The organism is Streptomyces sp. NPDC001220, from assembly GCF_053597895.1.
Genome location: NZ_JBSFJE010000003.1, coordinates 521,873 through 547,154, shown reverse-complemented (window position 1 = coordinate 547,154; position 25,282 = coordinate 521,873). Strand labels below are relative to the sequence as shown.

The window sequence follows — 25,282 nt, the reverse complement described above, 5'->3', positions numbered from 1 at the left end:
CCCTTCACCGCCCTTCGGAACCTACTCGACGTTGATCTTGAAGGTGCTGGTCGTGTTCTTGATGTCCTGGGCGTTGCCGCTCATCCGCAGGTTGCGGAAGGTGGCCTCGCCGACCGCCGGGCCCTGGCCGGGCTCGGGCAGTTCGTTGGCCCAGATGCCGAAGCCGGACTTGGCGTCGAACGCGTCCCCGCTCTTCTTGGAGTTGGTGATGGAGATGTCGGTGAAGATGGTGTCCTTCACCGGGAACTGCGGCTGGCCGCCGACGTAGTTGGTCTGGAACATCACGCCTCCGTAGGTGGAGTCGTCGATGTCGACGTCGTTGACCCTGATGCCCTGGAAGACCTTCGAGGCGGAGAACGCCCAGATGGCGGGGAAGACCTGGGAGCCCCAGAAGTGGCCGCCCGTCCGGTCCAGCGAGACGTTCTCGATCGTCGTGGGTTCGGTGCCGAAGCCGTTCATCGGGTAGCCGAAGTCCAGCGAGGAGATCGTGATGCCGGAGTAGACGAGGGTGTCGGCGACCCGGATGTTGCGGAAGGTGTTGTTGTAGCCGCCGTAGACCGCGATGCCCGCCGCGCGCCAGGTGAGGGTGGACGTCAGGTTCTCGTAGAGGTTGTTCTTCTCGTCGGCGCCGCCGGCGTCGATGGCGGAGAAGAGCGCGAAGCTGTCGTCACCCGTGGCGCGGGCGTCGTTGTTGACGACGTGGTTGTCCGTGGAGCCGTTCGTCATGTTGATGCCGTCGGCGAACGTGTCACGGATACGGGAGTTCTCGATGGTCATGTTGTCGGTGTTGGCGCCCCAGTAGAGGCACACCATGTGCTCGGCCCAGATGTTGTCGATGGTGATGTTCGAGACGTTGGAGAAGTCGAACACCTTGCCCGGGCCGTCGATCCGGGACGTGTAGTTGCCGAAGTAGGCGAAGCCGGAGAAGGTCGAGCCGTTCGCGGTGGCCTCGGCCCGGAAGCCCACGTCCGTGTTCTCCTGCGAGGAGGGCGCACGGAAGCGGGTGAACCACGGCCCGGCCCCGACGACCTTGACGGCCTTGCCGTAGACCTGGAACTTGCTGGAGGTCTCGTAGTCACCGGCGGGCAGGTAGACGCCGACGAGCTTGCCCGTGGTGTCCATGCGCACCTTGTCGAGCGCGTTCTGCACGTCCTGCTGGGTGAAGCCGGCCGGGACCGTGTAGGCGGCCGGGTCCGGGTTCGGGATCTCCGTCGCCTGTTCGAGGTTGATGAAGTCGACGGCGTAGGTGGAGGTGTTGGCCGCGTCCTTCTGGAGGCGGATCTTGGAGCCGGCCGGCACGGTCTTGCCGAGCAGCAGGTTGGCCTCGTCGTAGATGTGGCGCTGGGCACCGGAGCCGGGCGAGTTGCCGGGCGCGGTCTCGCTGCCGTAGAGCCAGGCGTACTTCGAGGTGAGGTCGATGGCCTTGAGGAACTGGCCGTCGACGTAGACGTTCAGGGTGGTGTTGGTGCCGTCCGGGATCGAGAAGCGGGTGACCAGGGTGTTGGTCGCCGCGCGGGTGGTCCACTCGACGTACTGGCCGGTGCTGTTGAGCGTCACCGCCTTGCGGCCGCTCGCCTCGCCCGCGATGTCGCCGATGGTCCGGTTGGGACCTACGACCTGGGCGCCGCCGCCGACCGTGCCGTCCTCGGCCTCGTACATGTCGTACGGCATGTCCGCGCCGCGGCCGACGAACAGCGGCTGCGTGGTGGTGTTGTTGGTGCGCTTGACCGGCAGTTCGTTGGTGTCGTCGGCGATGACCGTCTTGACGGTGTACTTGCCGTTGACGGCCGTCCACGACCCGAGCGAGATCGGCGCGGTGGTCTGACCGGACGCGATCGCGCCGTTGTAGGAGCCGCTGAGCGTCTTGACGGTCGCGCCGTTGGCGTCCTGGATCGTCAGGGTGACGCCGTGGGCGCCGGCGGCCGAGGCCACCGTGCCCTGGTTCTTGATGGCGACGGTGAAGGCGACCGCGTCGCCCGCCGAGGCGCTGGACGGTGTCCAGGCGACCGGTGCGGCGACCAGGTCGGAACTGGAGACCGGCTTGACGACCAGGGTGTCGGAGCGGGTGAAGACGTTGTTCGCCTCGTTCTGCTCGATGACCTTGTTCGACGGGTCCACCTCGGCGCCGACCGGGTAACTGCCCGCGTCCCGGCTGCCGATGCTCGCGGTGACCGTCGTCGACGCGCCGGCCGCGAGGGCGGGCACGTCGGCCGTGGCGACCTTGGTGCCGCCGAGCGTGAAGTTCAGGTCGGTGGCCTTGGAGGCCTTGCTGCCGCTGTTGGTGACGGTCGCCGTCAGGCTGATGGCGTCCGACTCGACCGGCGCGGCGGGCGAGTTGGTGATCCCGGTGACCTTGAGGTCAGGGTTGGCGGCCGGGGTGCCGATCACCTGCACCTCGGCGACCTGCGCGCCCGGGGCACCGGTGTTGGAGGCGAACTTGAGCTGGATGTCGGCGGCGGCGCCGGAGACCGGGATGGTCACCGTGTTGCCGGTCGCCGGGTTGAACGTGTAGTCCTTCGCCGCGGCGAGGCTGGTGAAGGCCGTGGCGTCCTGGTCGCGGCCGAGCACCTGGATGTTCTGGGTGCGGGTGGACCAGGCGGGGTCCGGGTTGAGCTTGACGACGACCTGGCCGAGGTCGGCGTTGGCACCCAGCTTGGTGGTGAGGGTGGCCGGGTAGGCGCCGCCCGCGCTCTCCCAATAGGTGCCGATCTGACCGTCGTTGGCGTTGGCCGCGACGTAGGTGAAGGTGTACGAGGAGGCGTCGATGGGCTTGCCCTGGGCGAGGTCGGAGCCGGAGCCGTTACCGGCCCGGGTGACGCTGTTGCTGGCCACCGACACGTTCCCGGCGGCGTCCTTCGCCTTCACGTAGTAGGTGACCGTGGCCGTCGCCGACGGGGTGTCGGTGTACGTCGTGACGTCACCCGCCACGGACTTGACGAGCTGGTCGTTGGCGTAGACGTCGTAGCCGGTGACCTGGACGTTGTCGCTGGACGCCTGCCAGGTGAGCTTCACGTCGCTGCCGGACTGGGTGTAGGCGAGGTTGCCGGGCGCCGTGGGGGCCTGGGTGTCGCCGCTCGCCCCCTTGCGGGTGACGCTGTTGCTGTTGGCGGAGACGTTGCCCGCCGCGTCCTTGGCCCGCACGAAGTAGGTGATGTCGCTGCCGGCCGGCTGGGTGTCGGTGTAGGTCAGGACGTTCCCGGCGACGCTCGCCCGCAGCTGGCCGTTGGCGTAGACGTCGTAGCCGGTGACGGCCGTGTCGTCGGTGGCCGCGTTCCAGGTCAGCTTGATCTGGCCGGTGGCGGGCTCGGTGTAGCTCAGGTTGGACGGCGCGGTGGGCGCCTGGGTGTCGCCGGTGGCCGGTCCGTACACCTCCAGCTCGGACGCCTGCCCGGCGGGCCAGCCGCTGTTGGCGGTGAACAGCGCGCGCACGTACCGCGTGGTGGTCGCGTCGAACGTGATGGTCGCCGACTGGTCGTTGGAGCTGTCGAAGGTGTACGCCTTCGAGGCCGTCAGGTCGGTGAAGTTCTGGTTGTCGGTCGAGCCCTGGATCTTGAGCGTCTGGCTGCGGCTCGGCCAGCCGCTGGGCAGCCGCAGCGTCACCTGGTTCACCTTGACCGACGAGCCGAGGTCCACCTGGAGCCACTGCGGGAAGGCGTTGTTCGTGCTCTCCCAGTAGGTGTTGCGGTTGCCGTCACCGGCGTTGGCCGCGCCGTAGACGTCGGCGTGGCCGCTCTCGCTGAAGGGCTTGCCCTGGGCGAGGTTGGGGGTGGAGGCGGCGGCGGTGAGGACCTGCATCTCGGCGAGCTGCGCGGTGGCGGCGACCGAGTTGGCGCTGAAGTCGGCCCGTACGTACCGGGCGAGGGTGGCGGGGAAGGAGACCTTCACCGTGTTGCCGTTGCCGGGGCTGAAGACGTACTGCGCCGACGACTTGAGGGTGGCGAAGCTCTTGCCGTCGGCGCTGCCCTGAAGTGCCAGCGTCTGCTTGCGGGGCTGCCACTGCTCGGGCAGCCGCAGCACGACCTGGCGGACGCGCTCGGTCCGTCCGAGGTCGGTCTGGACCCACTGGGCGGACTTCTTTCCGGCCTGCCAGTAGGTGTCGGTGTCGCCGTCGGTGATGTTGGCGGCCGCGTGTGCGGCGCGGGCGCTGCCCGCCTGGGTCCTGGCGTCCGCGGCGGCGTTGGGCCCGCCGGCCGCGTGCGCGCCGACGGCGGGCAGGCCCAGAACCATCACGGCGGAGGCGAGCACAGCGGTCGCTGCGCGCCGTCTCCAGGATCTCGGCTTGTGTCGAGTCATGCGAGGTCGCTTTCTGCGGAGGCTCGCACGCCGGAGGGGCGGGCGAGGGCGGCTCGTTCCTGGCGGAGTGGGGCAGAAAGGTGCGGGGCTGAACGGGGTCGCTGCGGTCTTTCCGCGGTTTCTTTGCCGTCTCTCTGCGGTCTCTCTGTGGAGCGATGACACGGTGATACGGTGCGCAGAATATTGCGTTGTTTCATCGAAATATTGCAGAGAGCCGCGAGTCGGTCCACAGGCAGGACGGCACAAGTTTCACCAGAAACGCTCATGACACTGCGGCACAGGCAGCCCAAAGCCAGCCAAAAAGCAAGCAGTCAGGCGCACTTCACGGGACCTGACACCCCGGGCCGTCACTCGGATGCGCGCTGAGCGCTTGCGTCACCGGACCGCAAGTGAACGCAAAGAGCGCAAGAATTTGCGCGCTCATGCGTCGCGCAGCTTACAACCCAGGTCCGGGTTCGGCGGTGTGCGGCGAGTGTGCCGGTGAGAACTCCGACGACGCCGGCCCGGCCCGGACCCCCGCAGGAGCAGTGTCGGCTCTTTCGGACTGTGCACAGAGCGCGGTCCGAGCCGACTACGGGCGGTCGGCGTCGCGGGCTGCTCGGGTGGCCGCTCGGGCGAAGAGGCTCCACCGCCCCCCTGCTCGCCGAGACGCCTGGCGAGTTGTCGACTTCGCAGGTCAACAGCCCAGTCCTGACGTGCCCTTGGCGGCCCGCCGCACCCAGGGAAATCTCAGAATGCCGCCTGTTCCCCGGGCGGCGGCCACCCTTCGTTCACGTGTCCGTCGCCGCGGACCGGCTTGCTGTGGGGCGAAGTTATATAGACAACTTTGCTCACCCGGGCGTCGTCGCGACGGCGTCCGGGGCGGAGAGGACCCAACACCGTGCAACCCCTCTCACAGGTCGCCGCGGCCGGCAGCAGCATCAGCATCGGCTTCCCGACGTCCCCGCACCGCGGCGACAGACTGACCTTCGACTGGGCCACCGACGCACCCGACCCGAAGAACTGGATCGGCGTGTACGACGGTGACCGGCAGCCCGGCAGCGGCGGTGGCTCGCTCGTCTGGGCCTACGTCCCCGGCACCTCCGGGCAGACCACGCTCGACACCTCGGGGCTCAGCGCCGGGCCGTACACCGCCTACCTGCTGGCCAAGGACGGCTACGGCATCCTCGCCGAGACGGAGCCGTTCACCTTCGCGGTCCGCCCCGTGATTCCCCGTCCGCACGCGGTCGTGGACGCCGTGACCACCGCCGCGCAGACCGCGGGCACGTCCTTCTCGGTGTCCCTGGGCGGCCTGTGGACCAGGCCGGAGGGCAATGCCCCGGGCAGTCCGTCCTTCCGGCGGGTGTCCGGCGACGCGTGGCTGTCGGTGGCGGCGGACGGCACCGTCAGCGGCAGGGCCCCGGCTCTCGGGCAGCGCACGCCCGGCCGCGTGGTGGTCTCCGTCACCGACAGCGCCGTGGGCAGCGACACCGTGACCGTCCAGGTGCCGGTACGCGGCTCCCGGGACCGGCTCCGGCTCAAGATCGCCACACTGAACCTCTGGGACGGCGGCAGTCACGTCGACGGGTTCCTGGAGAAGCAGTTGCGGCTGGTGCTCACCCAGGGCCTGGACGTCGTGGCGCTGCAGGAGTGCGGTGCCCAGGGGGCCGCCGGCCTCGCCGCGGCGCTCGGCTGGCACGCGTGGCAGGCCGGTGGCCTCGGCATCGTCAGCCGTTATCCGCTCACCGATGTCGTCGCCCCGACCGCCGCGCTGCCGGCCGCCGCGGTGACGCTGCGCCTGCCCGGCGACCGCGCGGTGCGCGTGTGGGCGGCCCAGCTGGACGAGGCGGACTACGGCCCCTACGCGCTGCTGGCGGGCCGGACCGCCGCGCAGGTCGAGGCGTCGGAGAAGGAGACGGTTCGCTACACGCAGGCCAAGGCACTGGTGGCCGCGATGCGACCGGACCTGGCGTCCCGCACGCCCGTCGTCCTGGCGGCCGGCCTCGCCTCGCCCTCGCACCACGACTGGACGGACCGGACCGCGTCCGCCCACCAAGGTGCCGGCCAGGTGCGCTGGCCGGTCACCGAGGTCCTGGAGCAGGCCGGTCTCGTCGACGCCTTCCGCGAGGTCCACTCGAACCCGGCGAAGGCCCCCGGCACCACCTGGTCCCCCGTCAGGCCGCAGCACGAGGGCGGCGGTACGGAACCGCAGGACCGCATCGACCAGATCCAGTACGCGGGACGGCTGCGGGTGCTGGAGGCCCACAGCCTGGTCACCGGCTGGCCGCGGCCGGTGCCGGACACGGCCGCCAACGGCTGGCCCTCCGACCACGCGGCCGCCGTCGTCACCTTCTCCCTGTCCCGCCGCGGCTGACCCGAACGACCCGAAGGACTTCATCCCATGACCGAGATCAGCCGCCGCACCTTCATCGGCACCACCGCCGTCACGGCCGCCGTCGCCGCCGGACTTCCCGGCACCGCGGAGGCGGCGGGGCGCGACACGCGCGGCAGCATCGCCGACGTCAGACACGTGGTGATCCTGATGCAGGAGAACCGCAGCTTCGACCACTACTTCGGCACCCTGAACGGCGTCCGGGGCTTCGGCGACCGGCAGGCCAGCGTCCTGGCCAACGGCGACTCCGTGTTCCGCCAGCCCGACAGAGGCCGGAAGGAGGGTTATCTGCTGCCCTTCCGCATGGACACCACCAAGTACAACGCGCAGAACGCCGGGGGCCTCCCGCACGACTGGGACACCGGGCACACCGCCGTCGACGGCGGCGCCATGGACAAGTGGGTGGCCGCCAAGGGCGAGCGGACCATGGGCTACTTCACCCGCGACGACATCCCTTACCAGTACGCGCTGGCCGACGCCTTCACCCTCTGCGACGCCTACCACTGCTCGCTGAACGGCCCCACCGACCCCAACCGCCTCTACCTGTGGACCGGCACCGCGGGTCCCGGCGTCGACGGCACCACGGGCCCGTGGACCGACAACACCCCGGTCACCGGCAACCCGGTGGCGGACTGGACGACGTACGCCGAACGCCTGGAGCAGGCGGGTGTCAGCTGGCGCGTCTACCACAACCCCGACGGCACCGACGACCGGTACGGCGACTACGACGACAACGCGCTGTCGTACTTCAGGCAGTTCCACGCGTTCCCCAAGGACGACCCGCGCTACGTCAACGCCATGACGAAGTTCGACCTCACGGCGTTCGACCGGCACTGCAAGGACGGCACGCTGCCCACCGTGTCCTGGCTGGTCGCGCCGTACCTGTTCTGCGAGCACCCGGCGGCCAGCCCCGACTACGGCGCCCACTGGGTGAACACCGCGCTGCAGTCGCTGTTCGCCAACCCCGAGGTGTGGAAGCACACCGTCTTCCTGCTCATGTACGACGAGAACGACGGGTACTTCGACCACGTCGTCCCGCCGTCGCCCGAGCCCGGTACCAAGGACGAGTTCGCGGACGGCAAGCCGATCGGGCTGGGCAGCCGGGTGCCGCTGTGGGCGGTCTCGCCGTGGTCGCGCGGCGGCTGGGTCAACTCGCAGGTCTTCGACCACACGTCGGTGCTGCGGTTCCTGGAGCAGGTCACCGGGGTGCGGGAGCCCAACATCTCCGACTGGCGGCGCACCGTCTGCGGTGACCTCACCAGCTGCTTCGACTTCACCCGGCCCGACTACAGCATCCCGAAGCTGCCGGACACGGTCGCGCTGATGGCGAAGGCCGACGCGGGCACCGCGCTGCCGGCGGTGAAGATACCCGACCAGCAGTCCATGCCCGTGCAGGAACCGGGACGGCGTCCGCACCGCCCGCTGCCGTACCGCCCGTGGGCCGAGATCACCGTCGACCGCACCACCGGCAAGGTCACCTGCACCCTCACCAACGACGGCGCCGTCGGCTACCACTTCACCGTGCTGCCGAACATCGAACTGCCCTTCACCGGCGTGCCGTTCACGGTCCCGCCGCGCTCCTCCCGCAGCTACGTGTGGGACGCCGCCGCGACCGACGGCCGCTACGACTTCTCGGTGCACGGCGCCGACGGGTTCGTCCGCCGCTTGGCCGGGACGGTCGTGCGCTACGGCCAGGACGACGTGGCGGTGCCGTCCGTGACAGCGGCGCTGACGCACACCGCACGCGCCCAGGACGCCAGGATCGAGCTGGAGCTGCGCAACGACGGCGGCACCGAGGCGGCCTTCACCGTCACCCCGAACGACTTCGCCGGCAAGGAGCAGACCGTGTGGGTCAAGGCGGGCGGCCACTCCCGGCTGACCTGGCGCACCGACGAAGGCCGGTACGACATCATCGTCACCGCGGGCACCGGGGCCCGGTTCGCCCGGCGCTACGCGGGGACCGTGCACGCAGGCTGAGCGACGCGAGGTGGGGCCGGGCGCGGGCTGTCGAATCCGTGTCCGGCCCCTTCCTGATGCGGAGTCGCGGGGGCGTCGTGCTCAGGGCGAGCCGGTTCCGCGCCGGGTGGGTGGGGTGCCCGGGTGCCCGCCGGGCGGGTGGAGGGTGGTGATGCCGGTGACGACGAAGTCGATGCCGGCGAGGAACTGCTCGCGGTCGTCGTGCTCGCGCATCTGGTCCGCGACGGCCCGGGTGAACGGGTAGGCCTCGGGGTCGAGCTCCTTCCACGCCGTCGAGACGGCGCCGAGGAACTCCGCCCGGTCCGTGTCGGGGCCGGGGGCACCGGCGTTCACGGCGTTCTGGCCCGCGGCGCCGAGGATGTAGTGCAACAGCGCCGAGGTCGCCGTGAACCAGGTGCTCTCGGGCACGCCGAGCGCGCGGACCTGTCGACCGATGCTTTCGAAGAGCCGCGCTGTCACCGTCCCCCAGGGGTTGCGGGAGAGCTGCACGGCGAGCTGGGTGGCCAGCCAGGGGTGTTCCTCGATCGCCCCGGACAGGCCGAGCGCGACGGCACGGATCCCGTCCTGCGGTGACCCGGCGGGATCGGTGGATTCCGCGGGATCGGTGGGTCCGGTGGGACCGGCGGGTCCGGTGGCCAGGGCTGCCGCGACGACACCTTCGGTGGCGGCGCTGAGCAGTTCGTCCTTGTTCGCCACGTGCCAGTAGACCGCCCCGGGGCCGGTGGCGAGGCGCTCCGTGAGCGCCCGGAACGTCAGTCCGCTCTCACCGGCCGCGTCGAGCAGTTCGACGGCGGCCTCGACGATGCGGTCCCGCGAGAGCGCCTCTGTGCGCCGCTGTGACCGGCGCGTCCGCGTTGCCATGCCGCCATGTTGACACATCTGGAGCGCCGTTCCAACATGGAGCACCGTTCCATTCTGGAACGGCGTACCAGAAATTCGAGGGAGAGCCACCATGCGCAACCACGTCACGATCATCGGCGCCGGACTCGGCGGCCTCACGCTCGCCCGCGTCCTGCACGTGCACGGAATCCCGGCCACGGTCCACGAGGCGGAGGCCTCCGCGACGGCGCGGGCGCAGGGCGGGATGCTCGACATCCATGACAACAACGGCCGGCCGGCCCTCGAGGCGGCCGGCCTGATCGAGGAGTTCCGCGCTCTCGTCCTGGAGGGACGCCAGGCGACCCGGGCCCTCGCTCCGGACGGTGCGGTCCTGCACGACGAACCCGACGACGGCACGGGGGGCCGCCCCGAGGTGCTCCGCGGCGAGCTGCGGCGGACCCTGCTCGACTCGCTCCCGGCCGGCACCGTCCGGTGGGGCCACAAGGTCAGCGATGTCCGTGCCCTCGGCGACGGCCGCCACGAGGTGACCTTCGCCGACGGCGGCTCCGTCACCACGAGCCTGCTGGTCGGCGCGGACGGCGCGTGGTCACGGGTCCGGCCGCTGCTGTCCGACGCGGTGCCCGAGTACGTCGGCACGGCGTTCGTCGAGACCTACCTCTTCGACGCCGATACCCGGCATCCGGCCACCGCGAAGGCGGTCGGCGGCGGGGCGATGCTCGCGCTGGCGCCGGGGAAGGGGATCCAGGCCCACCGGGAGAACGGCGGGACCCTGCACACCTATGTGGCACTCCGCAGGACGCAGGACTGGTTCGCCGACATCGACTTCACCGACACGGGAGCGGCGGCCGCGCGGATCGCGGCGGAGTTCGACGGCTGGGCACCGGAGCTCACCGCGTTGATCACCGACGGTGAGACCGCGCCGGTCCTGCGCCCCCTCCACACCCTGCCCGTCGAGCACCGGTGGGACCGGGTGCCGGGGGTGACGCTGCTCGGTGACGCCGCCCACCTCATGGTCCCGAGCGGCGAGGGCGCCAACCTGGCCATGTACGACGGCGCCGAACTCGGCAGGGCCCTGGCCTCGCACCCCGACGACACCGAGGCCGCGCTCACGGCGTACGAGCAGGCCATGTTCTCCCGCAGCGCCGAGGAGGCCGCCGAGGCCGCCCAGCTCCACGAGCTCATGTTCGGCGACGACTCGCCCCACGGCCTGATCGCCATGTTCACCGGAGCCGAGCGGCCGTCGTGAACCACGCGCCGTGCGGCCCGTGAGATCTGTGAGGCGGCCGGGTGACCGGGCCGGGCCGCGTTCCCGAGTGGCGGCACCGGCTCGGTGGGACCAGGCTGGATGCCGGACAGCCCGGCCCTGCCGCGTCGACCCGACTCCTCGGGAACCGGGCGTACGGGTTTGCCCAGCACACGCAGGGTCACCCGCTCACAGTACCGAAGACTCCGGAACCGAGACGCGAGCACATCCGTGCGGCACCCTCCCGGGGCGAGGCCACAGGTGCACCGGCCGGCCCTGGGACAGCGCGAGGACCGGCTGCCCCGTGCGGAGAAAGGCAGAGTCATGACGCAGAAGCCACCCCTCACCACCACCGACTCCGGTGCCCCCGTCGAGAGTGACGAGCACTCGCTGACCGTGGGCCCCGGGGGGCCGGTCCTGCTGCAGGACGCCTATCTGATCGAGCAGATGGCGCAGTTCAACCGGGAGCGCATTCCCGAGCGCCAGCCGCATGCCAAGGGGAGCGGCGCGTTCGGTCACTTCGAGGTGACCGAAGATGTCAGCGCCTACACCATGGCCGGCGTCTTCCAGCCCGGCACCCGCACCGACCTGGTCATACGTTTCTCGACGGTCGCCGGTGAGCGGGGCAGCCCCGACACCTGGCGCGACCCTCGCGGCTTCGCGGTGAAGTTCTACACCAGCGAGGGCAACTACGACATGGTCGGCAACAACACCCCGGTGTTCTTCATCAAGGACCCGATGAAGTTCCAGCACTTCATCCGGTCCCAGAAGCGCCGTGCCGACAGCAACCTGCGCGACCACGACATGCAGTGGGACTTCTGGACGCTCTCCCCGGAATCCGCCCACCAGGTCACCTGGCTGATGGGCGACCGGGGCATCCCGCGGACCTGGCGCCACATGAACGGCTACACCTCCCACACCTACATGTGGATCAACGCCAAGGGCGAACGGTTCTGGGTGAAGTACCACTTCAAGACCGACCAGGGGATCGAGTTCTTCACCCAGCACGAGGCCGACCAGATGGCAGCCGCCGACACGGACTACCACATGCGCGACCTCTTCGAGCACATCCGTGACGGCGAGTTCCCGAGCTGGACCCTCTACGTGCAGCTCATGCCGTACGCGGAGGCCGCGGGCTACCGCTTCAACCCGTTCGACCTCACCAAGGTGTGGCCGCACAGCGACTATCCGCTGGTCCCGGTCGGCCGGATGACCCTGGACCGCAACCCGACCGACAACCACGCCGAGATCGAGCAGGCGGCCTTCCAGCCCAACAACTTCGTCCCCGGCATCGGGCCCAGCCCGGACCGCATGCTGCTGGCGCGGCTGTTCTCCTACGCGGACGCCCACCGGCACCGGATCGGCGCCAACTACCAGCAGCTCCCGGTGAACGCTCCCGTCGTCGACGTCCACACGTACTCCAAGGACGGGGCGATGGCCTACCGGAAGACGTCCGATCCGGTGTACGCCCCGAACTCCAAGGGCGGTCCGGCGGCGGACCCGGCCCGGTTCGGCCCGCCGCCGACCTGGGAGGCCGACGGCAAGATCACCCGCGCCGCCTACGTGTCCCACCCCGAGGACGACGACTGGGGGCAGCCCGGCACGATGGTGCGGGAGGTACTGGACGACGCCGCCCGCGACCGTCTGGTCGACAACGTCGTCGGGCACCTCCTCAACGGCGTGACCGAACCCGTCCTGCAGCGCGCCTTCACGTACTGGTCGAACATCGACGAGACGATCGGCAAGCGTATCGCCGACGGCGTTCGGGCCAAGGCCGACGAGAAGGACCCCAAGGCCGCCGAGCAGGGCAACCCCGCACGCAGTTCCATGCAGCACAAGGCCTGACCTCGTCCGGCTGGCCGAACCGCCACGGAACAGGAACACGCGCCACGGGCCGAGCGATCCGCTCGGCCCGTGGCGGCGCGTCCGGCCCCGTCCTCGGCCGTTCCGCCGACGGCTCGGCCGGTGCCGCGGACCCGGCCGGCACAGTCCTGCACGACCGCCGGGGGGAACACCGACCGGCAGGGCCGGAAGGCAGCGACACGCGTCCCGGGGGGAGCCGCCGCGGTCGTCTGGCCGGCCGGCGCGAGCCGCCGCCCGAACCGCTCGCGCAGAACGGCCGCCGCGACGGACGACGCGCGCGAGCGCTGGTGCCGTGCAGTGCCGCGCAGTGCGACCAGCCGGGTCACCTCGGTGCCCACCATCACTGCGAGCACGCTGTCGGCCTCAGGTACCGAGCAGGGCGGGGGCGATGATGTCGTCGATGGTGAGCAGGCGCCGGGACAGGCCCTGTTCGTGGTGGTAGCGGAGGAACGTGTTGACGGCCTTGCGGTTGCGTTCGACGCCGTACGGCCACCAGTCGTCGCCGAGCAGCCGGCGGTTGCGGTCGAACAGGCTGCTGAACCAGGGGGTCATCAGGTCCCAGTGCTGCTTGGCCGCCCCGTCGACGTAGCGCTGCCCGGCCAGGTCCTTCGCGGCGCGGAACGCGTCGTAGACGGCCGTCACGAGGCTGGTGTCGGTGGCGAGTTCCCGGCGGACGGCCACCAGGTGCATGGGCGGGAAGATGCCGGTCCGCCGGAAGTAGTCCCGCTCGGCCGACTCGTAGTCGGGGAAGAGGCGGGCGACCCGGGGGTTCCCGGCGAGGATCGCCTCGGGCACGTCGACGGAGACCAGTGCGTCGATCTCGCCTGCTTCGAGGAGGGCCCCGAGGGTCCGGCCCTCGGCGAGGCGCCGGATGTCGACGCCCGCCGGCAGCGGCTGGGGCAGCCAGTCGAAGGGCGGGAGGGGGAAGTTCGTACCGCCGATGACCCAGGAGCAGTCCTCGGGCCGTACTCCGAACTCGTCCGCCAGGATGCCCTTCGGCCAGACCCCGGCGTCATGCCCGTACAGGGCGAACTCGCCGATGCGCCTGCCTGCCAGGTCCTCGGGTTTCCCGATGCCGCTGTCGGAGTTGACGAAGACCGCCGAGTGCCGGAAGTTGCGGTTGGGGAAGACCGGCAGGCCGACGAACGGGCACTCCTCGGTGTCCCACATCCGCAGGAAGTAGGTCAGGCCCAGCTCCGCGACGTCGAAGTCCCCCCGCACCATCCTGCGGAAGATCTCCGAGACGACCGAAGCCGACTCGACGGTCGCCGTCACGCCTTCGATCGCGATGTCCCCGCTGAACAGCCCTTCTGTGTGTTCATAGCGATGCACGCCGACCCTGATCCGGCGATCACTCATGGGGATGCCTCCTCACTCGGCACAACTTTCCGCGAATGACCATTCACGGAAAGAGTTGCGCGATTGACGGAAGCAGTCAAGATGAATCAGCATTCGCTTTAGGAAGGGACAGGAGGACCGATGCCGCGCATCACCCCGGAACGCCGGGCCGCGAACCGCGCCGTGATCGTCGCGGCGGCTCGGCGCTGCTTCTCACGCGACGGGTTCCACCGGACTTCCATGCCCGGCATCGCCGCCGAGGCGGGTGTGGCGGTCGGCGCCGCCTACCGCTACTTCACCGGCAAGGACGACCTGATCATCGAGGTCGCCAAGGACGCCTTCGCGGTCGTCTTCGGCCCCCTGGAACGGCTCCACGACCAGGGCGGCGAAGGTTCGGCGGCCGACCTGATCGCCACCGCCGTCCGGGCCGCGGTGACCGCGGAACCCGTCGACGCCGCCGGGAATCCCGTGCCCGTCGGCGAACTCCTGCGCTGCGCGGTGCAGACATGGGGCGAGATCCTGCACCACGAAGGGCTGCACGAGCGCGCCGCCGACGGCGTCGAGCGCGCGCTCGGGCATCTCACGGCGGTCCTGCGGCGCGGCCAGCGGCACGGCGACGTACCCGCCGATCTGGATCCCGTCCAGGGCGCCCGGGCCGTGATGGCTCTCCTGCACGGCTACCTGCTCCAGCAGGTGGCCTTCGGCCCGGTCGACGCCGACGCCTTCACCCATGCCGTACGCGCGCTGCTGGCCGGCCGGCCGGTGGCGTGAACCCCGCGTCGGCGGGCGGTTCGCCGTCAGCGCGGGTGCGAACGCGTCCGGGACACCGAGTGCGGCCCGCCGTGCGAGTTCCGCAGGCCGGCGACGTACAACTCCTTCGAGGTGGTGATCAGCTCCCGCTGCTCCGCGCGTGAACCGACCATCGGGCGGGACCCGTTGAGCGGGACCTGCGCGCTCTCCGGCAGGAACCGTACGGTCAGCAGACCGATCGCGCCGGCCAGCATCAGGTAGTAGGCGGGCATCAGGTCGTCGCCGGTGACGTTCACCAGCGCCTCGGTCACCAGGGGTGTGGTGCCGCCGAACGCGGCGACCGCGATGTTGAAGCCGATGCCCATCGCGGCGTACCGGACGGCCGTCGGGAAGAGGGCCGGCAGCGTGGCGGCGCTCGGTGCCGCGAAGCAGGCCAGCAGGGTGGCGAGGATCAGCACGCCGAGGACGGGCAACCAGGTGCCGTGCGCCTTGATCAGCTGGAAGGACGGCACCGCGAGCAGGATCATGGCGGCCGCGGAGACCCCGTAGACCGGGCGTCGCCCGATCCAGTCGCTGAGCCGGCCGATGAAGGTGATGAGTACGACGATCCAGACCATGCCGATCAGCACCAGCACGTCGGCGGAACCGCTGGAGCGGTGCAGCGTCTCCGTCTGGTACGTCGGGAGGAACCCGGTGACCATGTAGTTGGTGACGTTGTACAGCAGCACCAGGCCCATGCAGATGAGCAGCGGACGCCAGTACCGGGTGACGACGCTCTTGAGTTCGCTGCCCGCCGACGCCTGCGCGAGGCTCTCCTCGTGTTCGTCCAGCTGCTGCTGGAAGGCCGGCGACTCCTCCAGCCTGAGCCGCATGTAGAGGCCGATCACGCCCAGCGGGCCGGCGATCAGGAACGGCAGGCGCCAGCCCCAGCTGAGCATCTGCGCGTCGGTGAGGAGCAGGTTCAGCACGGTGACCAGGGCGGAGCCGAGGGCGTAGCCGACGAACGTGCCGAAGTCGAGCCAGCTGGAGAGGAAGCCGCGGCGCCGGTCCGGCGAGTACTCCGCGACGAACGTGGTCGCGCCGCCGTACTCGCCGCCGGTGGAGAACCCCTGCACCATCCGGGCGAGGAGGAGCAGGATCGGCGCGGCGATGCCGATCGTGGCGTAGCTGGGGATGAGCCCGATGGCGAAGGTGCCCAGCGCCATCATGATCATGGTGGTGGCGAGCACCTTCTGCCGGCCGACCCGGTCGCCGAGCGGGCCGAAGAAGAGCCCGCCGAGGGGCCGTACGACGAAGGCGGCCGCGAAGGTGGCGAACGAGGAGATCACCTGGGCCCCGGGCGAGGCCCCGGGGAAGAAGACCTTGCCGAGGGTGGCGGCCAGGTAGCTGTAGACGCCGAAGTCGAACCACTCCATGCAGTTGCCGAGCGCCGACGCGCCGACCGCGCGTCGCAGCAGCGGGCGCTCGACGACCTGGACGTCACCGCTGCGGAAGGCTCCCTTGTTCCGTCGCAGCCTGCGTGTGAGTTCGTCGCGGACCTGCCGGGGCAGTTCGGCGACCGCCTGCGGCATCTTCGCCGGACCGGGTTCGGAAATCCCGTCGGGTACGGCTCCAGCCACGCCGCCTCCCCCCTTTCACGATCTTCGTACTTCGTTCTTCCGCGATCAGATGTTTCACTGAAGCGAATTCTGTGCCAGGCGTGAACGTCTCGCACGAGAACCGGCCGCCCCGGAACGGTGAACTCATACGCGCGAACTGTGCGCCTGCAACGGCCAGCGCACCGAACGGCGCGATGCGGGCGCCGCGGAGGTGTCCGATTCCCCCACACCCCGACAGCAGCCCACGCTCCCGCACTTGGTCTGAACCAAAAAGGAAACAATTATTGACGGGGTCGAACAGGGTGCGTAGGTTCCGGGCCGAGCCGATCGAAGAGCTGTGTCGCCGTGCCGTCGGTGCGGCCCTCCCCCACTCCGGCCTCGAAGGGACTTGCCATGCATGGTGCCCCGCCCGCCTGGAATGTCATGAACCCACCAAGACCATGGACCGGACCACGGACGTGGCGGGCGCGGGTCGTCGCCGCGCTGGCCACCCTCGGGCTCGCGCTGGGGCTGCTGCTCGGGCTTCCGGCCGTCTCGCAGGCGGCGGGCTCGCTGCCGTGCGACATCTACGCCGCGGCCGGCACCCCGTGCGTGGCCGCGCACAGCGTCACCCGCGCGCTGCTCTCCTCCTACGCCGGCCCGCTCTACCGGGTGACCCGGGTCTCGGACGGCGCGACCGCCGACATCGGGCTGCTGGCACCGGGCGGGTACGCCGACGCGGCGGCCCAGGACGCCTTCTGCGCGACCAGCGGTGGCTGCCGGATCACGAAGATCTACGATCAGAGCGGCCGGCACAACGACCTGACGCCGGGCCCCGCCGGTACCGCGGGCATGGGCGACGACCGGGGCGCCGACGCCTCGGAGATCGCCGTCACCGCGGGCGGCCACAAGGTGTACGGCGTCTGGATCTCCCCGGGGGTCGGCTACCGCTACACCGGCGTCGCCTCGGGAGTCGCCGTCGGCGGTCAGCCCGAGGGCGCCTACATGGTGGCCAGCGGTACCCACGTCGGATCGGCCTGCTGCTTCGACTACGGCAACGCGGAGCGCACCCCGGCCGACACCGGCAACGGGCACATGGACGCCGTGTCGATCGCCACCACCTGCTATTTCGCGCCATGCACCGGGAACGGGCCCTGGGTGGAGGCCGACCTGGAGAACGGCATGTTCCAGGGCGACAACGGCTCCAACACGGCGAACCTCGGCAACAGCAGCACCTTCGTGACCGCCGTGCTGAAGAACAACGGGCAGACCCGGTACGCCCTCAAGGGCGGTGACTCCCGGTCCGGCGCGCTCACCACCTGGTGGGACGGCGCGTTGCCCACCCGGGGCGGCTACCAGCCCATGCACCAGGAGGGCGGGATCATCCTGGGGATCGGCGGCGACAACAGCAACTGGAACCGGGGCACCTTCTTCGAGGGCGTCATGGTCTCCGGCTATCCCACCGACGCCGCCGAGAACGCCGTCCAGGCGAACATCGTCTCCGTCGGCTACAACGGCCGGACGGACGTGCCCAACGGCCCGCAGGGGACGATCACCGGCCCCGGCGGCAAGTGCGTGGACGTCGCGGCGGACGACACCGGCACCAATGGCGCCGCCGTACAGCTGTGGGACTGCCAGACGTACGCCGAGGACCAGCACTGGACGCACAACCCGGACGGTTCGCTCTCCACGCTCGGGCGGTGCCTCGACATCGAGAACAACGGCACGACCGGCGGGGCCAAGCTGGAGCTGTGGGACTGCAACGGGGTCGGCGGCCAGAAATGGGTCCAACAGGCCGACGGCTCCCTCCTCAACCCCCAGTCCGGACGCTGCCTCGACTCCCCCAGCGGCGCCACCGCCAACGGCACCCGCCTGCAGATCTGGGACTGCAACGGCTCCACCGCACAGAAGTTCTCGGTGAACGGCGGAGGGCCGGTCAAGGGGCCGGGCGGCGCGTGCGTGGACGTCGCCGCCGATGACACCGGCACCGACGGGGCCGCCGTACAGCTGTGGGGCTGCCAGTCGTACGCGGTCGACCAGCACTGGTACCACGGGTCCGACAACTCGCTCGCCACGCTGGGGCGTTGCCTGGACGTCGTGGGCAACGGCACGGCGGCCGGCGCCCAGGTGGAGCTGTGGGACTGCAACGGCGTCGGCGGCCAGAAATGGGTCCAACAGGCCGACGGCTCCCTCCTCAACCCCCAGTCCGGACGCTGCCTCGACTCCCCCAGCGGCGCCACCGCCAACGGCACCCGCCTGCAGATCTGGGACTGCAACGGCTCCACCGCACAGAAGTTCAGCCTGAGCTGAGCGCGGGCGCAGGTCAGGGGCCTCTTCCCGCCGTGGCGTTCTTCCGTCGAAGGGTGTCACCCACGCCACTGGGCGGTGAGGGGCCCCTGGTCACGTTCGGTGCGTACCCGGCGGCGGCGCCGCCACGGACGGGGCGGTGACCGTCGACCTCGTCTCCGCCGAAGGGTCCCGCGAAGTGGTCGGCGGTGTCGCGGGGATCGCGCTGCGCGCCACCGCCGTACTCGACCCGGACCGCGCCGGACCGGTACTGGTCCCGGGCGCGGCGGGCCGGATCGGGACCCCCGGTCCGGCTACTGGTTGCTGAACGCGGCGTCGAAGGACGCCTTCGGCACGGGCCACAGCAGCGAGCGTACGAAGGTCACCGCCTCCGCGGCGCCGTGCAGGCGGTCCATGCCGGCGTCCTCCCACTCGACGGAGATGGGCCCGTCGTAGCCGATCGACTCCAGGGCGCGGAAGGCGTCCTCCCAGGGGACGTCGCCGTGGCCGGTGGAGACGAAGTCCCAGCCCCGACGCGGGTCGCCCCACGGCTGGTGGGAGCCGAGGACGCCGGCCCGGCCGTTGCGCGGGCGCAGCCGGGTGTCCTTGCAGTCGACGTGGTAGATGCGGTCCTTGAAGTCGGTGATGAACCCGACCGGGTCGATGTTCTGCCACATCATGTGGCTGGGGTCCCAGTTGAAGCCGAAGGCCTCGCGGTGGCCGATCGCCTCCAGGGTGCGGACGCTGGTCCAGTAGTCGTAGGCGATCTCGCCGGGGTGCACCTCGTGGGCGAAGCGCACGCCCTCCGCGTCGAACACGTCGAGGATCGGGTTCCAGCGGGTGGCGAAGTCCTCGTAGCCTGCGTCGATGACGGTGGCCGGTACCGGCGGGAACATGGCGACGTAGGGCCAGATGGCGGAGCCGGTGAAGCCGACGACGGTGTTCACGCCCAGTTTGCGGGCCACCCGCGCGGCGCGCTTCATGTCCTCGGCGGCGCGTTGCCGTACGCCTTCCGCCTCGCCGTCGCCCCAGACGTACGGGCGCAGGATCGCCTGGTGGCGGAAGTCGATGGGCGCGTCACAGACGGCCTGGCCCGCCAGGTGGTTGGAGATGGCGTGGACCGTGAGGCCGTGCCGGTCGAGGATCTCCAGGCGTGACGCCGCGTAGGCGTCGTCCTCGTCGGCGCGCTTCAGGTCGAGGTGGTCGCCCGAGGCGGCGATCTCCAGGCCGTCGTAGCCCCACTGCGCGGCGAGGCGGGCGACCTCCTCGAAGGGGAGATCCGCCCACTGTCCGGTGAACAGGGTGACGGGGTGGGTGGCTGCGGTCATGTGCGGTCCTCCGTCGCGGGTGCGGACTCGCTCGTCTCGGGTGCGGACTCGCTCGTCTCGGGTGCGGTCTCGATCCAGGTGCCGCGTCCGGCGGCGGAGGCCAGGACGGCCTCGGTGAGCCGGGCGGCGCGCAGTCCGTCGTCGAACGTCGGCATCCCCTCGGGGTGCCTTCCCCGGACTGCGTCGTACACGTCGGTGACGAACGCCGTGAAGGCGTCCTGGTACCCGAGGGCGTGGCCGGGAGGCAGCACCGACAGGCGGGCCGAGTCGGGGGCGGCGGTCCCGGGGTCGCGCAGCAGCAGCTGCGATCCGTCAGGTCTGCCGATCCACAGTTCTTCGGGGCGTTCCTGCTCGAAGCGCACGCTCTGCCGGGTGCCGTGGAGTTCCAGGGTGAGGCTGTTCTTGCGGCCGGGGGCGAGCTGGCTGACGAGCAGGGTGCCCAGTGCCCCGTTGCCGAGTTCGACGAGGAGGGCGGCCGTGTCCTCGTTGGTGACGTGGGTTCCGCCGCGCTCGGCGAAGACCGTCCGGGTGCGGGCGGCCAGCCGGTGGATGCGCTGTCCGGAGACGAACTCGACGAGGTCGCACAGGTGGGAGCCGATGTCGGCGAAGGCCCGGGAGGCGCCGCCCGCTTCCGGGTCGGCGCGCCAGTTGGTGTCGCCGGGGTCGAGGAGCCAGTCCTGGAGGTAGCAGGCGTCCAGGGTGAGGACGGTGCCGAGTTGTCCGTCCGCCACCAGGGCGCGGGCCTGCCGGGCCATCGGGTGGTAGCGGTAGACGAAGGGGACCGCCGCCACCCGGCCGGCCTCCCGGGCGGCCCGGACCAGTAGTTCGGCGTCCGCCGCGGTGGTGGCCAGGGGCTTCTCGCAGATGACGTGCGCGCCCGCCGCCAGCGCCGCCAGGGTGTGTTCGGCATGCAGGCGGTTCGGGCTGCACACATGGACGACGTCGAGGTCGCCGACGGTGGTGAGGCTGCGGGCGTCCGGTTCGGAGCGTTCGACGCGGAGGGCCTCGGCGGCCCGCTTGCCGCCTTCGGGGGTCGAGCTCGCGAGGGCGGTGGGCCGGCCGCGGGCGGCCCGGCTCGCGCGGGTGTGCACGGCCGCCATGAAGCCCCCGCCGATGAATCCGGTGCGCAGCGGGCGGCTCACAGGGTGGCTCCGTAGGGGTCGCGGTCCTCGGGGACGAGAGGTATCTCGCCCGCGGCGCTGGCGACCTGGACGGTCTGGCCGGAGATGACGGACTCGTCGACGGAGATCATGGTGTCGAGGACGTGGTAGCCGAGGTCTCCGGAGGCGATGTGGGGGCGCCCGCCACGGATGGCCCGGGCCATGTCCAGGACGCCCAGTCCGCGACCGGCCTCGATGCCGACCGGCGGGACCGTCTCCCATACGGGTTCCTGGCCGCGTTGCTGGACCCGGGTGATCCGCACCTCTCCCGCGAAGGTGTTGGGGTCGGGCAGCACCAGCGTGCCCTCGGTGCCGGTGATCTCCACGAAACCGGTGCGGGTGAGCGGGGAGTCGAAGCTGAACACGCTCTGGCCCACCCCGCCGTTCTCGAACTGGGTGAGAGCGGAGACATGGGTGGGTACGGCGACGGCGAACTCGGTGCCCGCCCGCCGTCCGCTCCTGACCGTGCGCACCGTCCGGGCGGTGGAACCGACCGCGGCGACCCGGCTGACCGAGCCGAACAGGCAGACCAGGGCGGTGAGGTAGTAGGGGCCCATGTCGAAGAGCGGTCCGGCGCCCCTGGCGAACAGGAACTCGGGGTCGGGGTGCCAGAGGTCGGGTCCCGCGTACTGCATGACGGTCTGTGCGGACAGCGGGGTGCCGATGTCCCCGCGGGCGACGGCCCGCAGGGCGGTCTGCAGTCCGGGGCCGAGCACGGTGTCGGGGGCGACTCCGACCCGCAGCCCGGCCGCGGCCGCCTGGTCGAGCAGGGCACGGGCGTCGGCCCGGTCGACGGCGATGGGCTTCTCGGACCAGACGTGCTTGCCCGCGGCGAGGACCGCCGAGCTGACCTCGGCGTGGACGGCGGGGACGGTCAGGTTGACGACGATGTCTACGTCCGGGTGGGCGAGGACGTCCGCGGCGGTGCCCGACTCCTCGATCCCGTACTTGCGGGCCTGGGTCTCGGCGCGCACGGTGTCGAGGTCGCCCACGACGGTCACGTGCAGGTCGGGGAAGCGGGTGAGGTTGGTCAGGTACTGGTCGCTGATGTTGCCGGCGCCGACGAGGCCGACGCCGACCGGGTGCTGTGCCGCCATCAGGCGATGCCCTTCCCGTTGAGGTAGGCGACGCCCGCCGCGATGCCTTCGAAGATGTCACCGTCGTAGTGGTCGAACTCGATGACGGCGTACTCGGCGTCCGTGGCCGCGGCCAGGGAGGCGTCGAGCGGTATCTCCCCCCGGCCCGCGGGTACCTGGCGGGTGTCGGCGGCGTCGAAGGGGGCGCCGGAGGTGAACGGGTCGTCGATGACGGGGCCGTCCTTGACGTGCAGGGCGCGCACCCGGGAGCCCAGGCGGTTCAGCAACGACACGACGTCGTAGCCGCCCGCCGAGGCCCAGAACAGGTCTATCTCCAGGGCGACTTCCGGGGCCAGCAGGTCGGCGAAGCGGTCGAAGGCGTTGACGCCGGCGACGGTGTGGACGAACTCCTGCGAGTGGTTGTGGTACCCGACGCGCAGCCCGTGGTCGGCGGCCCGCTTCGCGGCCTCGTTCAGGAGCCCGGCGGTACGGGCGATCTCCGTCTCGTCGGCCCAGCGGGCGGCGGGGACGAACGGGTCGAAGAGGATCTCCACGCCCAGCCGCCGGGCGGCCCGGAAGGTCTCGTCGAGGGTGGGGGCCGGTGCCCCCTCGGCCGTGGCGCGCTCCGGGGAGAGGAAGCCGGCGTGTCCGGTCGGCGCGGACAGGCCGTGCCGGGCGAGCGCGTCGGCCAGTTCGGCGGCGCGGTGCACGAAGCCGAAGGCCTCGACCCTGCTCAGTCCCAGGGCGGCGAGGCGGCCCAGGGCCGCGTCCTCGTCGGCTTCCAGAGCGTGACGGACGGAGTAGAGCTGCACCGACATCCGTGGTGTCGACATGTTGGGCTCCTCTCGATGCGGACGACCGCACAACAGAATACCGACAGGGGTGCTGGTTTCTAGAGGGCGATTAACATCTCCGTATGGCAAAGGCGACCGCGCGGCAGGGGACGGCCCCACGGAACTACCCCAAGGGGGAACGCCGGCGCGCCCAGATCATCGAGGCCGCGTTCACCGCCTTCGGGCAGGTCGGCTACCGCAACGCGAGCATGGTCCAGCTGGCCGCGGCCTGCGATGTCTCGCGCGCCGGCCTGCTCCACCACTTCCCGACCAAGGAGTCACTGCTCGAAGCGGTTCTGGAGGAACGGGAGCGCCAGGACGACGCGCACTTCTTCGGTTCGGGCGCGGTCAACCGCGACGGCCTGGAGTACTTCGCCAGCATGATCCGGCTCGTCGCGCACAACCAGGCCAACCCGCTGATCGTGAGCCTGTTCGCCGTGCTGTCGAGCGAGGCGACCGCGGCCGACCACCCGGCCCACCCGTACTTCGTCGCACGCTACGAACGCACCCGCCGGCAGATGCAGTTGGCCGTCGACGACCTGGTACGACGCGATCTGCTGCGACCCCACGTGGACGCGTCGGGGCTGGCGGCGGACCTGATCGCGTTCATCGACGGCCTGCAGATCCAGTGGCTGCTCAGCCCGCACGACATCGACATGCCGGACCACCTGCGCAAGCTGCTGCGCGGCCTCATCAGCGTCGAACTGCCCTAGTCCGGCACCGGGCTCCCGCGTGCCCCTCCGTACGACGACCGTGTCGTCCTGCCGCGCCGCGAGACCGTCACCGACTTCGTACCCGGCGAGCGGGACGGTCACCAGCAGCCCGTCGCTCCGATCGACCACACCGGCGGCCCGGTCACAGCGCGAACAACCGGGCCGCGTTGTCGTGGCACACCGCCCGCAGCCACTCCGGTCCGAGGTCCAGACGTTCCAGGGCCTGGAGCTGGTGCACGTACGGATAGGGGATGTTGGGGAAGTCGGAGCCGAGCAGGATGCGGTCGCCCAGGTCGGCGACCCGGGACAGGGCGCGGCGGGGGAACGGCATGAACCGCTCGGTGAAGTCGGTGAACGCCATCGTCGTGTCCAGCCGCACCTCCTCGAACCGTTCGGCGAGGCCGAGGAAGTCCTCGTACTCGGCCATCCCCATGTGGGCGACGATCAGCCGCAGCCCGGGATGCCGCGCCAGCACCCGTTCGATCGGCTCGGGGCCGGTGTGCTCGCCCGGCGTGGGACCGGAACCGCAGTGGATCACCACGGGAATCCCGGCCTCGGCCAGCAGTCCCCACGCCTGCTGGAGAAGTTCGTCGGCCGGATCGTACGCACCCACCTGGACATGCGCCTTGAAGACCCGGGCGCCCGCTTCGACGGCCTCGCGGACGTACGTTCCCACGCCCGGTTCGGGGTAAAGGGTCGCGGTGTGCAGACAGTCGGGGGTGCGCTGGGCGAAGTCGGCGGCCCACGCGTTCAGCCAGGTCGCCATGCCGGGCTTGTGCGGGTAGAGCATCGCGGTGAAGGCCCGGACACCGAACTCCCGGAGCAGGGCGGTGCGTTCCGCCTCCTCCTTCCGGTAGGTGATCGGCCATTCCAGTCCGCCGAGCGACTCGCCGTTCGTGTCGAAGTAGTTCCAGACCTTGCGCAGGACACGCTCGGGCATGAAGTGCGTGTGGACGTCGACCAGTCCGGCCAGCCCGTGCCGCTCCCGGAATCGGCGGATCTCGGCGGCCTCCGCGCGCGCGGACGCCTCGCTCATGCCCTCCGGCGATCCGGTGGGATCGCCCGGCGCCGGTACTCCCGGGCGGTCGGCAGGTGCCTGGACGGGGACCGGTTCGGCAGGGCCGGCGGAGGCGGCGCGGTGATCGTTCATACCCCCACGATCGGTGCTGGTGAACGCCGAGTCCAGGGTGTTCGCCCGCGGACCGTCCACCGTGCGGGCGGGAGGGCGGCGCCCCGTCGGGCGGGGGCCGTCCTCCCGGCACATCGGGCCCGGGCGCGTGCGGTCCTCAGGACAGGTAGCCCTCCACCTCCGACGCCGAGCGGACGTTCGCCTCGGTCGGGTCCTGCCCCGCCGCGACCCTGGCCCGGCGCTGCCGGAGCAGGTCCCAGCACTGGTCGAGCTCGGTCTCCAGGTGTGCCAGACGGGCGTGCTCGGTCGTCCCGTCGGTCTCCTCCTGCGCCAGGCGCTCACGCAGGTCCTTCTCCTGGCTGATCATTTCCGTGATGCGGCCGAGTATCTGCCTCTCGGCCTCGGCTTCCGGTCCTGTCATGGCTGCCTCTTTCCTGGCGACGGGGGCGGCTCACCCCTACGACGGGACGCTCGCCGTTTCGTCCGCCCCTCCCCCACCTTCTCC

17 protein-coding genes and 1 pseudogene are annotated in these 25,282 nt (G+C 70.9%); 8 read left to right on the top strand and 10 right to left on the bottom strand.

Annotated features, from left to right (window positions below):
- Positions 1-21: 21 nt before the first annotated feature.
- On the bottom strand, positions 22-4,293 hold the full coding sequence (locus ACWDGI_RS10370) for a discoidin domain-containing protein (RefSeq protein WP_450757327.1): 4,272 nt from the start codon (positions 4,291-4,293) through the stop codon (positions 22-24).
- An 880-nt stretch (positions 4,294-5,173) separates the two neighbouring features.
- On the opposite strand from ACWDGI_RS10370, the gene ACWDGI_RS10365 reads away from it, so the two are divergent.
- Positions 5,174-6,646, top strand: coding sequence for an endonuclease/exonuclease/phosphatase family protein (locus tag ACWDGI_RS10365; RefSeq protein ID WP_450757325.1), 1,473 nt, complete (start codon positions 5,174-5,176; stop codon positions 6,644-6,646).
- Positions 6,647-6,673: 27 nt separating this feature from the next.
- On the top strand, positions 6,674-8,641 hold the full coding sequence (locus tag ACWDGI_RS10360; RefSeq protein WP_450757323.1) for a phosphocholine-specific phospholipase C: 1,968 nt from the start codon (positions 6,674-6,676) through the stop codon (positions 8,639-8,641).
- Between the two features lie 81 nt (positions 8,642-8,722).
- Here the strand turns inward: ACWDGI_RS10360 and ACWDGI_RS10355 are convergent, their stop codons facing one another.
- On the bottom strand, positions 8,723-9,502 hold the full coding sequence (locus ACWDGI_RS10355) for a TetR/AcrR family transcriptional regulator (protein WP_450757321.1): 780 nt from the start codon (positions 9,500-9,502) through the stop codon (positions 8,723-8,725).
- 91 nt (positions 9,503-9,593) lie between these two features.
- Here ACWDGI_RS10355 and ACWDGI_RS10350 point away from each other — a divergent pair, with 91 nt between their 5' ends.
- Both ACWDGI_RS10350 and ACWDGI_RS10345 read left to right on the top strand, forming a co-directional pair.
- Positions 9,594-10,727 (top strand): FAD-dependent oxidoreductase, encoded by a 1,134-nt coding sequence (locus ACWDGI_RS10350; RefSeq protein WP_450757319.1) that lies wholly within the window; start codon positions 9,594-9,596, stop codon positions 10,725-10,727.
- Positions 10,728-11,048: 321 nt separating this feature from the next.
- Positions 11,049-12,569 (top strand): catalase, encoded by a 1,521-nt coding sequence (locus ACWDGI_RS10345; protein ID WP_450757317.1) that lies wholly within the window; start codon positions 11,049-11,051, stop codon positions 12,567-12,569.
- Between the two features lie 381 nt (positions 12,570-12,950).
- Here ACWDGI_RS10345 and ACWDGI_RS10340 read toward each other — a convergent pair whose 3' ends face one another.
- Positions 12,951-13,946, bottom strand: coding sequence for a 4,5-dihydroxyphthalate decarboxylase (locus ACWDGI_RS10340; RefSeq protein ID WP_450757315.1), 996 nt, complete (start codon positions 13,944-13,946; stop codon positions 12,951-12,953).
- A gap of 120 nt (positions 13,947-14,066) precedes the next feature.
- Between ACWDGI_RS10340 and ACWDGI_RS10335 the strand changes: the two genes are divergently transcribed.
- Complete coding sequence (locus ACWDGI_RS10335) at positions 14,067-14,696, top strand: TetR/AcrR family transcriptional regulator (RefSeq protein WP_450757313.1); 630 nt, start codon at positions 14,067-14,069, stop codon at positions 14,694-14,696.
- Positions 14,697-14,722: 26 nt separating this feature from the next.
- On the opposite strand, the gene ACWDGI_RS10330 is transcribed toward ACWDGI_RS10335, so the two are convergent.
- Entirely contained in the window at positions 14,723-16,246 is a 1,524-nt protein-coding gene (locus ACWDGI_RS10330; protein ID WP_450757492.1) for an MFS transporter, read from the bottom strand.
- Between the two features lie 450 nt (positions 16,247-16,696).
- On the opposite strand from ACWDGI_RS10330, the gene ACWDGI_RS10325 reads away from it, so the two are divergent.
- Both ACWDGI_RS10325 and ACWDGI_RS10320 read left to right on the top strand, forming a co-directional pair.
- Positions 16,697-18,562, top strand: a complete 1,866-nt coding sequence (locus ACWDGI_RS10325; protein ID WP_450757311.1) for an arabinofuranosidase catalytic domain-containing protein — start codon at positions 16,697-16,699, stop codon at positions 18,560-18,562.
- A 112-nt stretch (positions 18,563-18,674) separates the two neighbouring features.
- Positions 18,675-18,848 (top strand): annotated as a pseudogene (locus ACWDGI_RS10320) (DJ-1/PfpI family protein); the annotation flags it as partial.
- A gap of 4 nt (positions 18,849-18,852) precedes the next feature.
- On the opposite strand, the gene ACWDGI_RS10315 reads toward ACWDGI_RS10320, so the two are convergent.
- From ACWDGI_RS10315 to ACWDGI_RS10300, 4 genes are read right to left on the bottom strand one after another with little or no spacing between them, the layout of a single operon-like run.
- Entirely contained in the window at positions 18,853-19,866 is a 1,014-nt protein-coding gene (locus ACWDGI_RS10315; RefSeq protein ID WP_450757309.1) for a sugar phosphate isomerase/epimerase family protein, read from the bottom strand.
- On the bottom strand, positions 19,863-21,008 hold the full coding sequence (locus tag ACWDGI_RS10310; protein ID WP_450757308.1) for a Gfo/Idh/MocA family protein: 1,146 nt from the start codon (positions 21,006-21,008) through the stop codon (positions 19,863-19,865). The genes ACWDGI_RS10315 and ACWDGI_RS10310 overlap by 4 nt, the downstream gene beginning before the upstream one ends.
- Entirely contained in the window at positions 21,005-22,123 is a 1,119-nt protein-coding gene (locus ACWDGI_RS10305) for a Gfo/Idh/MocA family protein (RefSeq protein WP_450757306.1), read from the bottom strand. Before ACWDGI_RS10305 ends, ACWDGI_RS10310 begins: the two co-directional genes overlap by 4 nt.
- On the bottom strand, positions 22,123-22,935 hold the full coding sequence (locus ACWDGI_RS10300) for a sugar phosphate isomerase/epimerase family protein (RefSeq protein ID WP_450757304.1): 813 nt from the start codon (positions 22,933-22,935) through the stop codon (positions 22,123-22,125). Before ACWDGI_RS10300 ends, ACWDGI_RS10305 begins: the two co-directional genes overlap by 1 nt.
- Before the next feature lie 83 nt (positions 22,936-23,018).
- On the opposite strand from ACWDGI_RS10300, the gene ACWDGI_RS10295 reads away from it, so the two are divergent.
- Positions 23,019-23,648 (top strand): TetR/AcrR family transcriptional regulator, encoded by a 630-nt coding sequence (locus tag ACWDGI_RS10295; RefSeq protein ID WP_450757302.1) that lies wholly within the window; start codon positions 23,019-23,021, stop codon positions 23,646-23,648.
- Positions 23,649-23,790: 142 nt separating this feature from the next.
- On the opposite strand, the gene ACWDGI_RS10290 is transcribed toward ACWDGI_RS10295, so the two are convergent.
- Both ACWDGI_RS10290 and ACWDGI_RS10285 read right to left on the bottom strand, forming a co-directional pair.
- Positions 23,791-24,684, bottom strand: coding sequence for an amidohydrolase family protein (locus tag ACWDGI_RS10290; protein ID WP_450757490.1), 894 nt, complete (start codon positions 24,682-24,684; stop codon positions 23,791-23,793).
- Positions 24,685-24,934: 250 nt separating this feature from the next.
- Complete coding sequence (locus ACWDGI_RS10285) at positions 24,935-25,198, bottom strand: DUF2630 family protein (protein WP_450757300.1); 264 nt, start codon at positions 25,196-25,198, stop codon at positions 24,935-24,937.
- Positions 25,199-25,282 lie beyond the last annotated feature (84 nt).

What these genes read in the sequence shown, in the direction of transcription:
- ACWDGI_RS10370 (WP_450757327.1), bottom strand. Translation starts at nt 4,293, where the DNA reads ATGACTCGACACAAGCCGAGATCCTGGAGACGGCGCGCAGCGACCGCT.
- ACWDGI_RS10360 (WP_450757323.1), top strand. Translation starts at nt 6,674, where the DNA reads ATGACCGAGATCAGCCGCCGCACCTTCATCGGCACCACCGCCGTCACG.
- ACWDGI_RS10355 (WP_450757321.1), bottom strand. Translation starts at nt 9,502, where the DNA reads ATGGCAACGCGGACGCGCCGGTCACAGCGGCGCACAGAGGCGCTCTCG.
- ACWDGI_RS10350 (WP_450757319.1), top strand. Translation starts at nt 9,594, where the DNA reads ATGCGCAACCACGTCACGATCATCGGCGCCGGACTCGGCGGCCTCACG.
- ACWDGI_RS10345 (WP_450757317.1), top strand. Translation starts at nt 11,049, where the DNA reads ATGACGCAGAAGCCACCCCTCACCACCACCGACTCCGGTGCCCCCGTC.
- ACWDGI_RS10340 (WP_450757315.1), bottom strand. Translation starts at nt 13,946, where the DNA reads ATGAGTGATCGCCGGATCAGGGTCGGCGTGCATCGCTATGAACACACA.
- ACWDGI_RS10335 (WP_450757313.1), top strand. Translation starts at nt 14,067, where the DNA reads ATGCCGCGCATCACCCCGGAACGCCGGGCCGCGAACCGCGCCGTGATC.
- ACWDGI_RS10330 (WP_450757492.1), bottom strand. Translation starts at nt 16,246, where the DNA reads ATGCCGCAGGCGGTCGCCGAACTGCCCCGGCAGGTCCGCGACGAACTC.
- ACWDGI_RS10325 (WP_450757311.1), top strand. Translation starts at nt 16,697, where the DNA reads ATGAACCCACCAAGACCATGGACCGGACCACGGACGTGGCGGGCGCGG.
- ACWDGI_RS10315 (WP_450757309.1), bottom strand. Translation starts at nt 19,866, where the DNA reads ATGACCGCAGCCACCCACCCCGTCACCCTGTTCACCGGACAGTGGGCG.
- ACWDGI_RS10305 (WP_450757306.1), bottom strand. Translation starts at nt 22,123, where the DNA reads ATGGCGGCACAGCACCCGGTCGGCGTCGGCCTCGTCGGCGCCGGCAAC.
- ACWDGI_RS10300 (WP_450757304.1), bottom strand. Translation starts at nt 22,935, where the DNA reads ATGTCGACACCACGGATGTCGGTGCAGCTCTACTCCGTCCGTCACGCT.
- ACWDGI_RS10295 (WP_450757302.1), top strand. Translation starts at nt 23,019, where the DNA reads ATGGCAAAGGCGACCGCGCGGCAGGGGACGGCCCCACGGAACTACCCC.
- ACWDGI_RS10290 (WP_450757490.1), bottom strand. Translation starts at nt 24,684, where the DNA reads ATGAGCGAGGCGTCCGCGCGCGCGGAGGCCGCCGAGATCCGCCGATTC.
- ACWDGI_RS10285 (WP_450757300.1), bottom strand. Translation starts at nt 25,198, where the DNA reads ATGACAGGACCGGAAGCCGAGGCCGAGAGGCAGATACTCGGCCGCATC.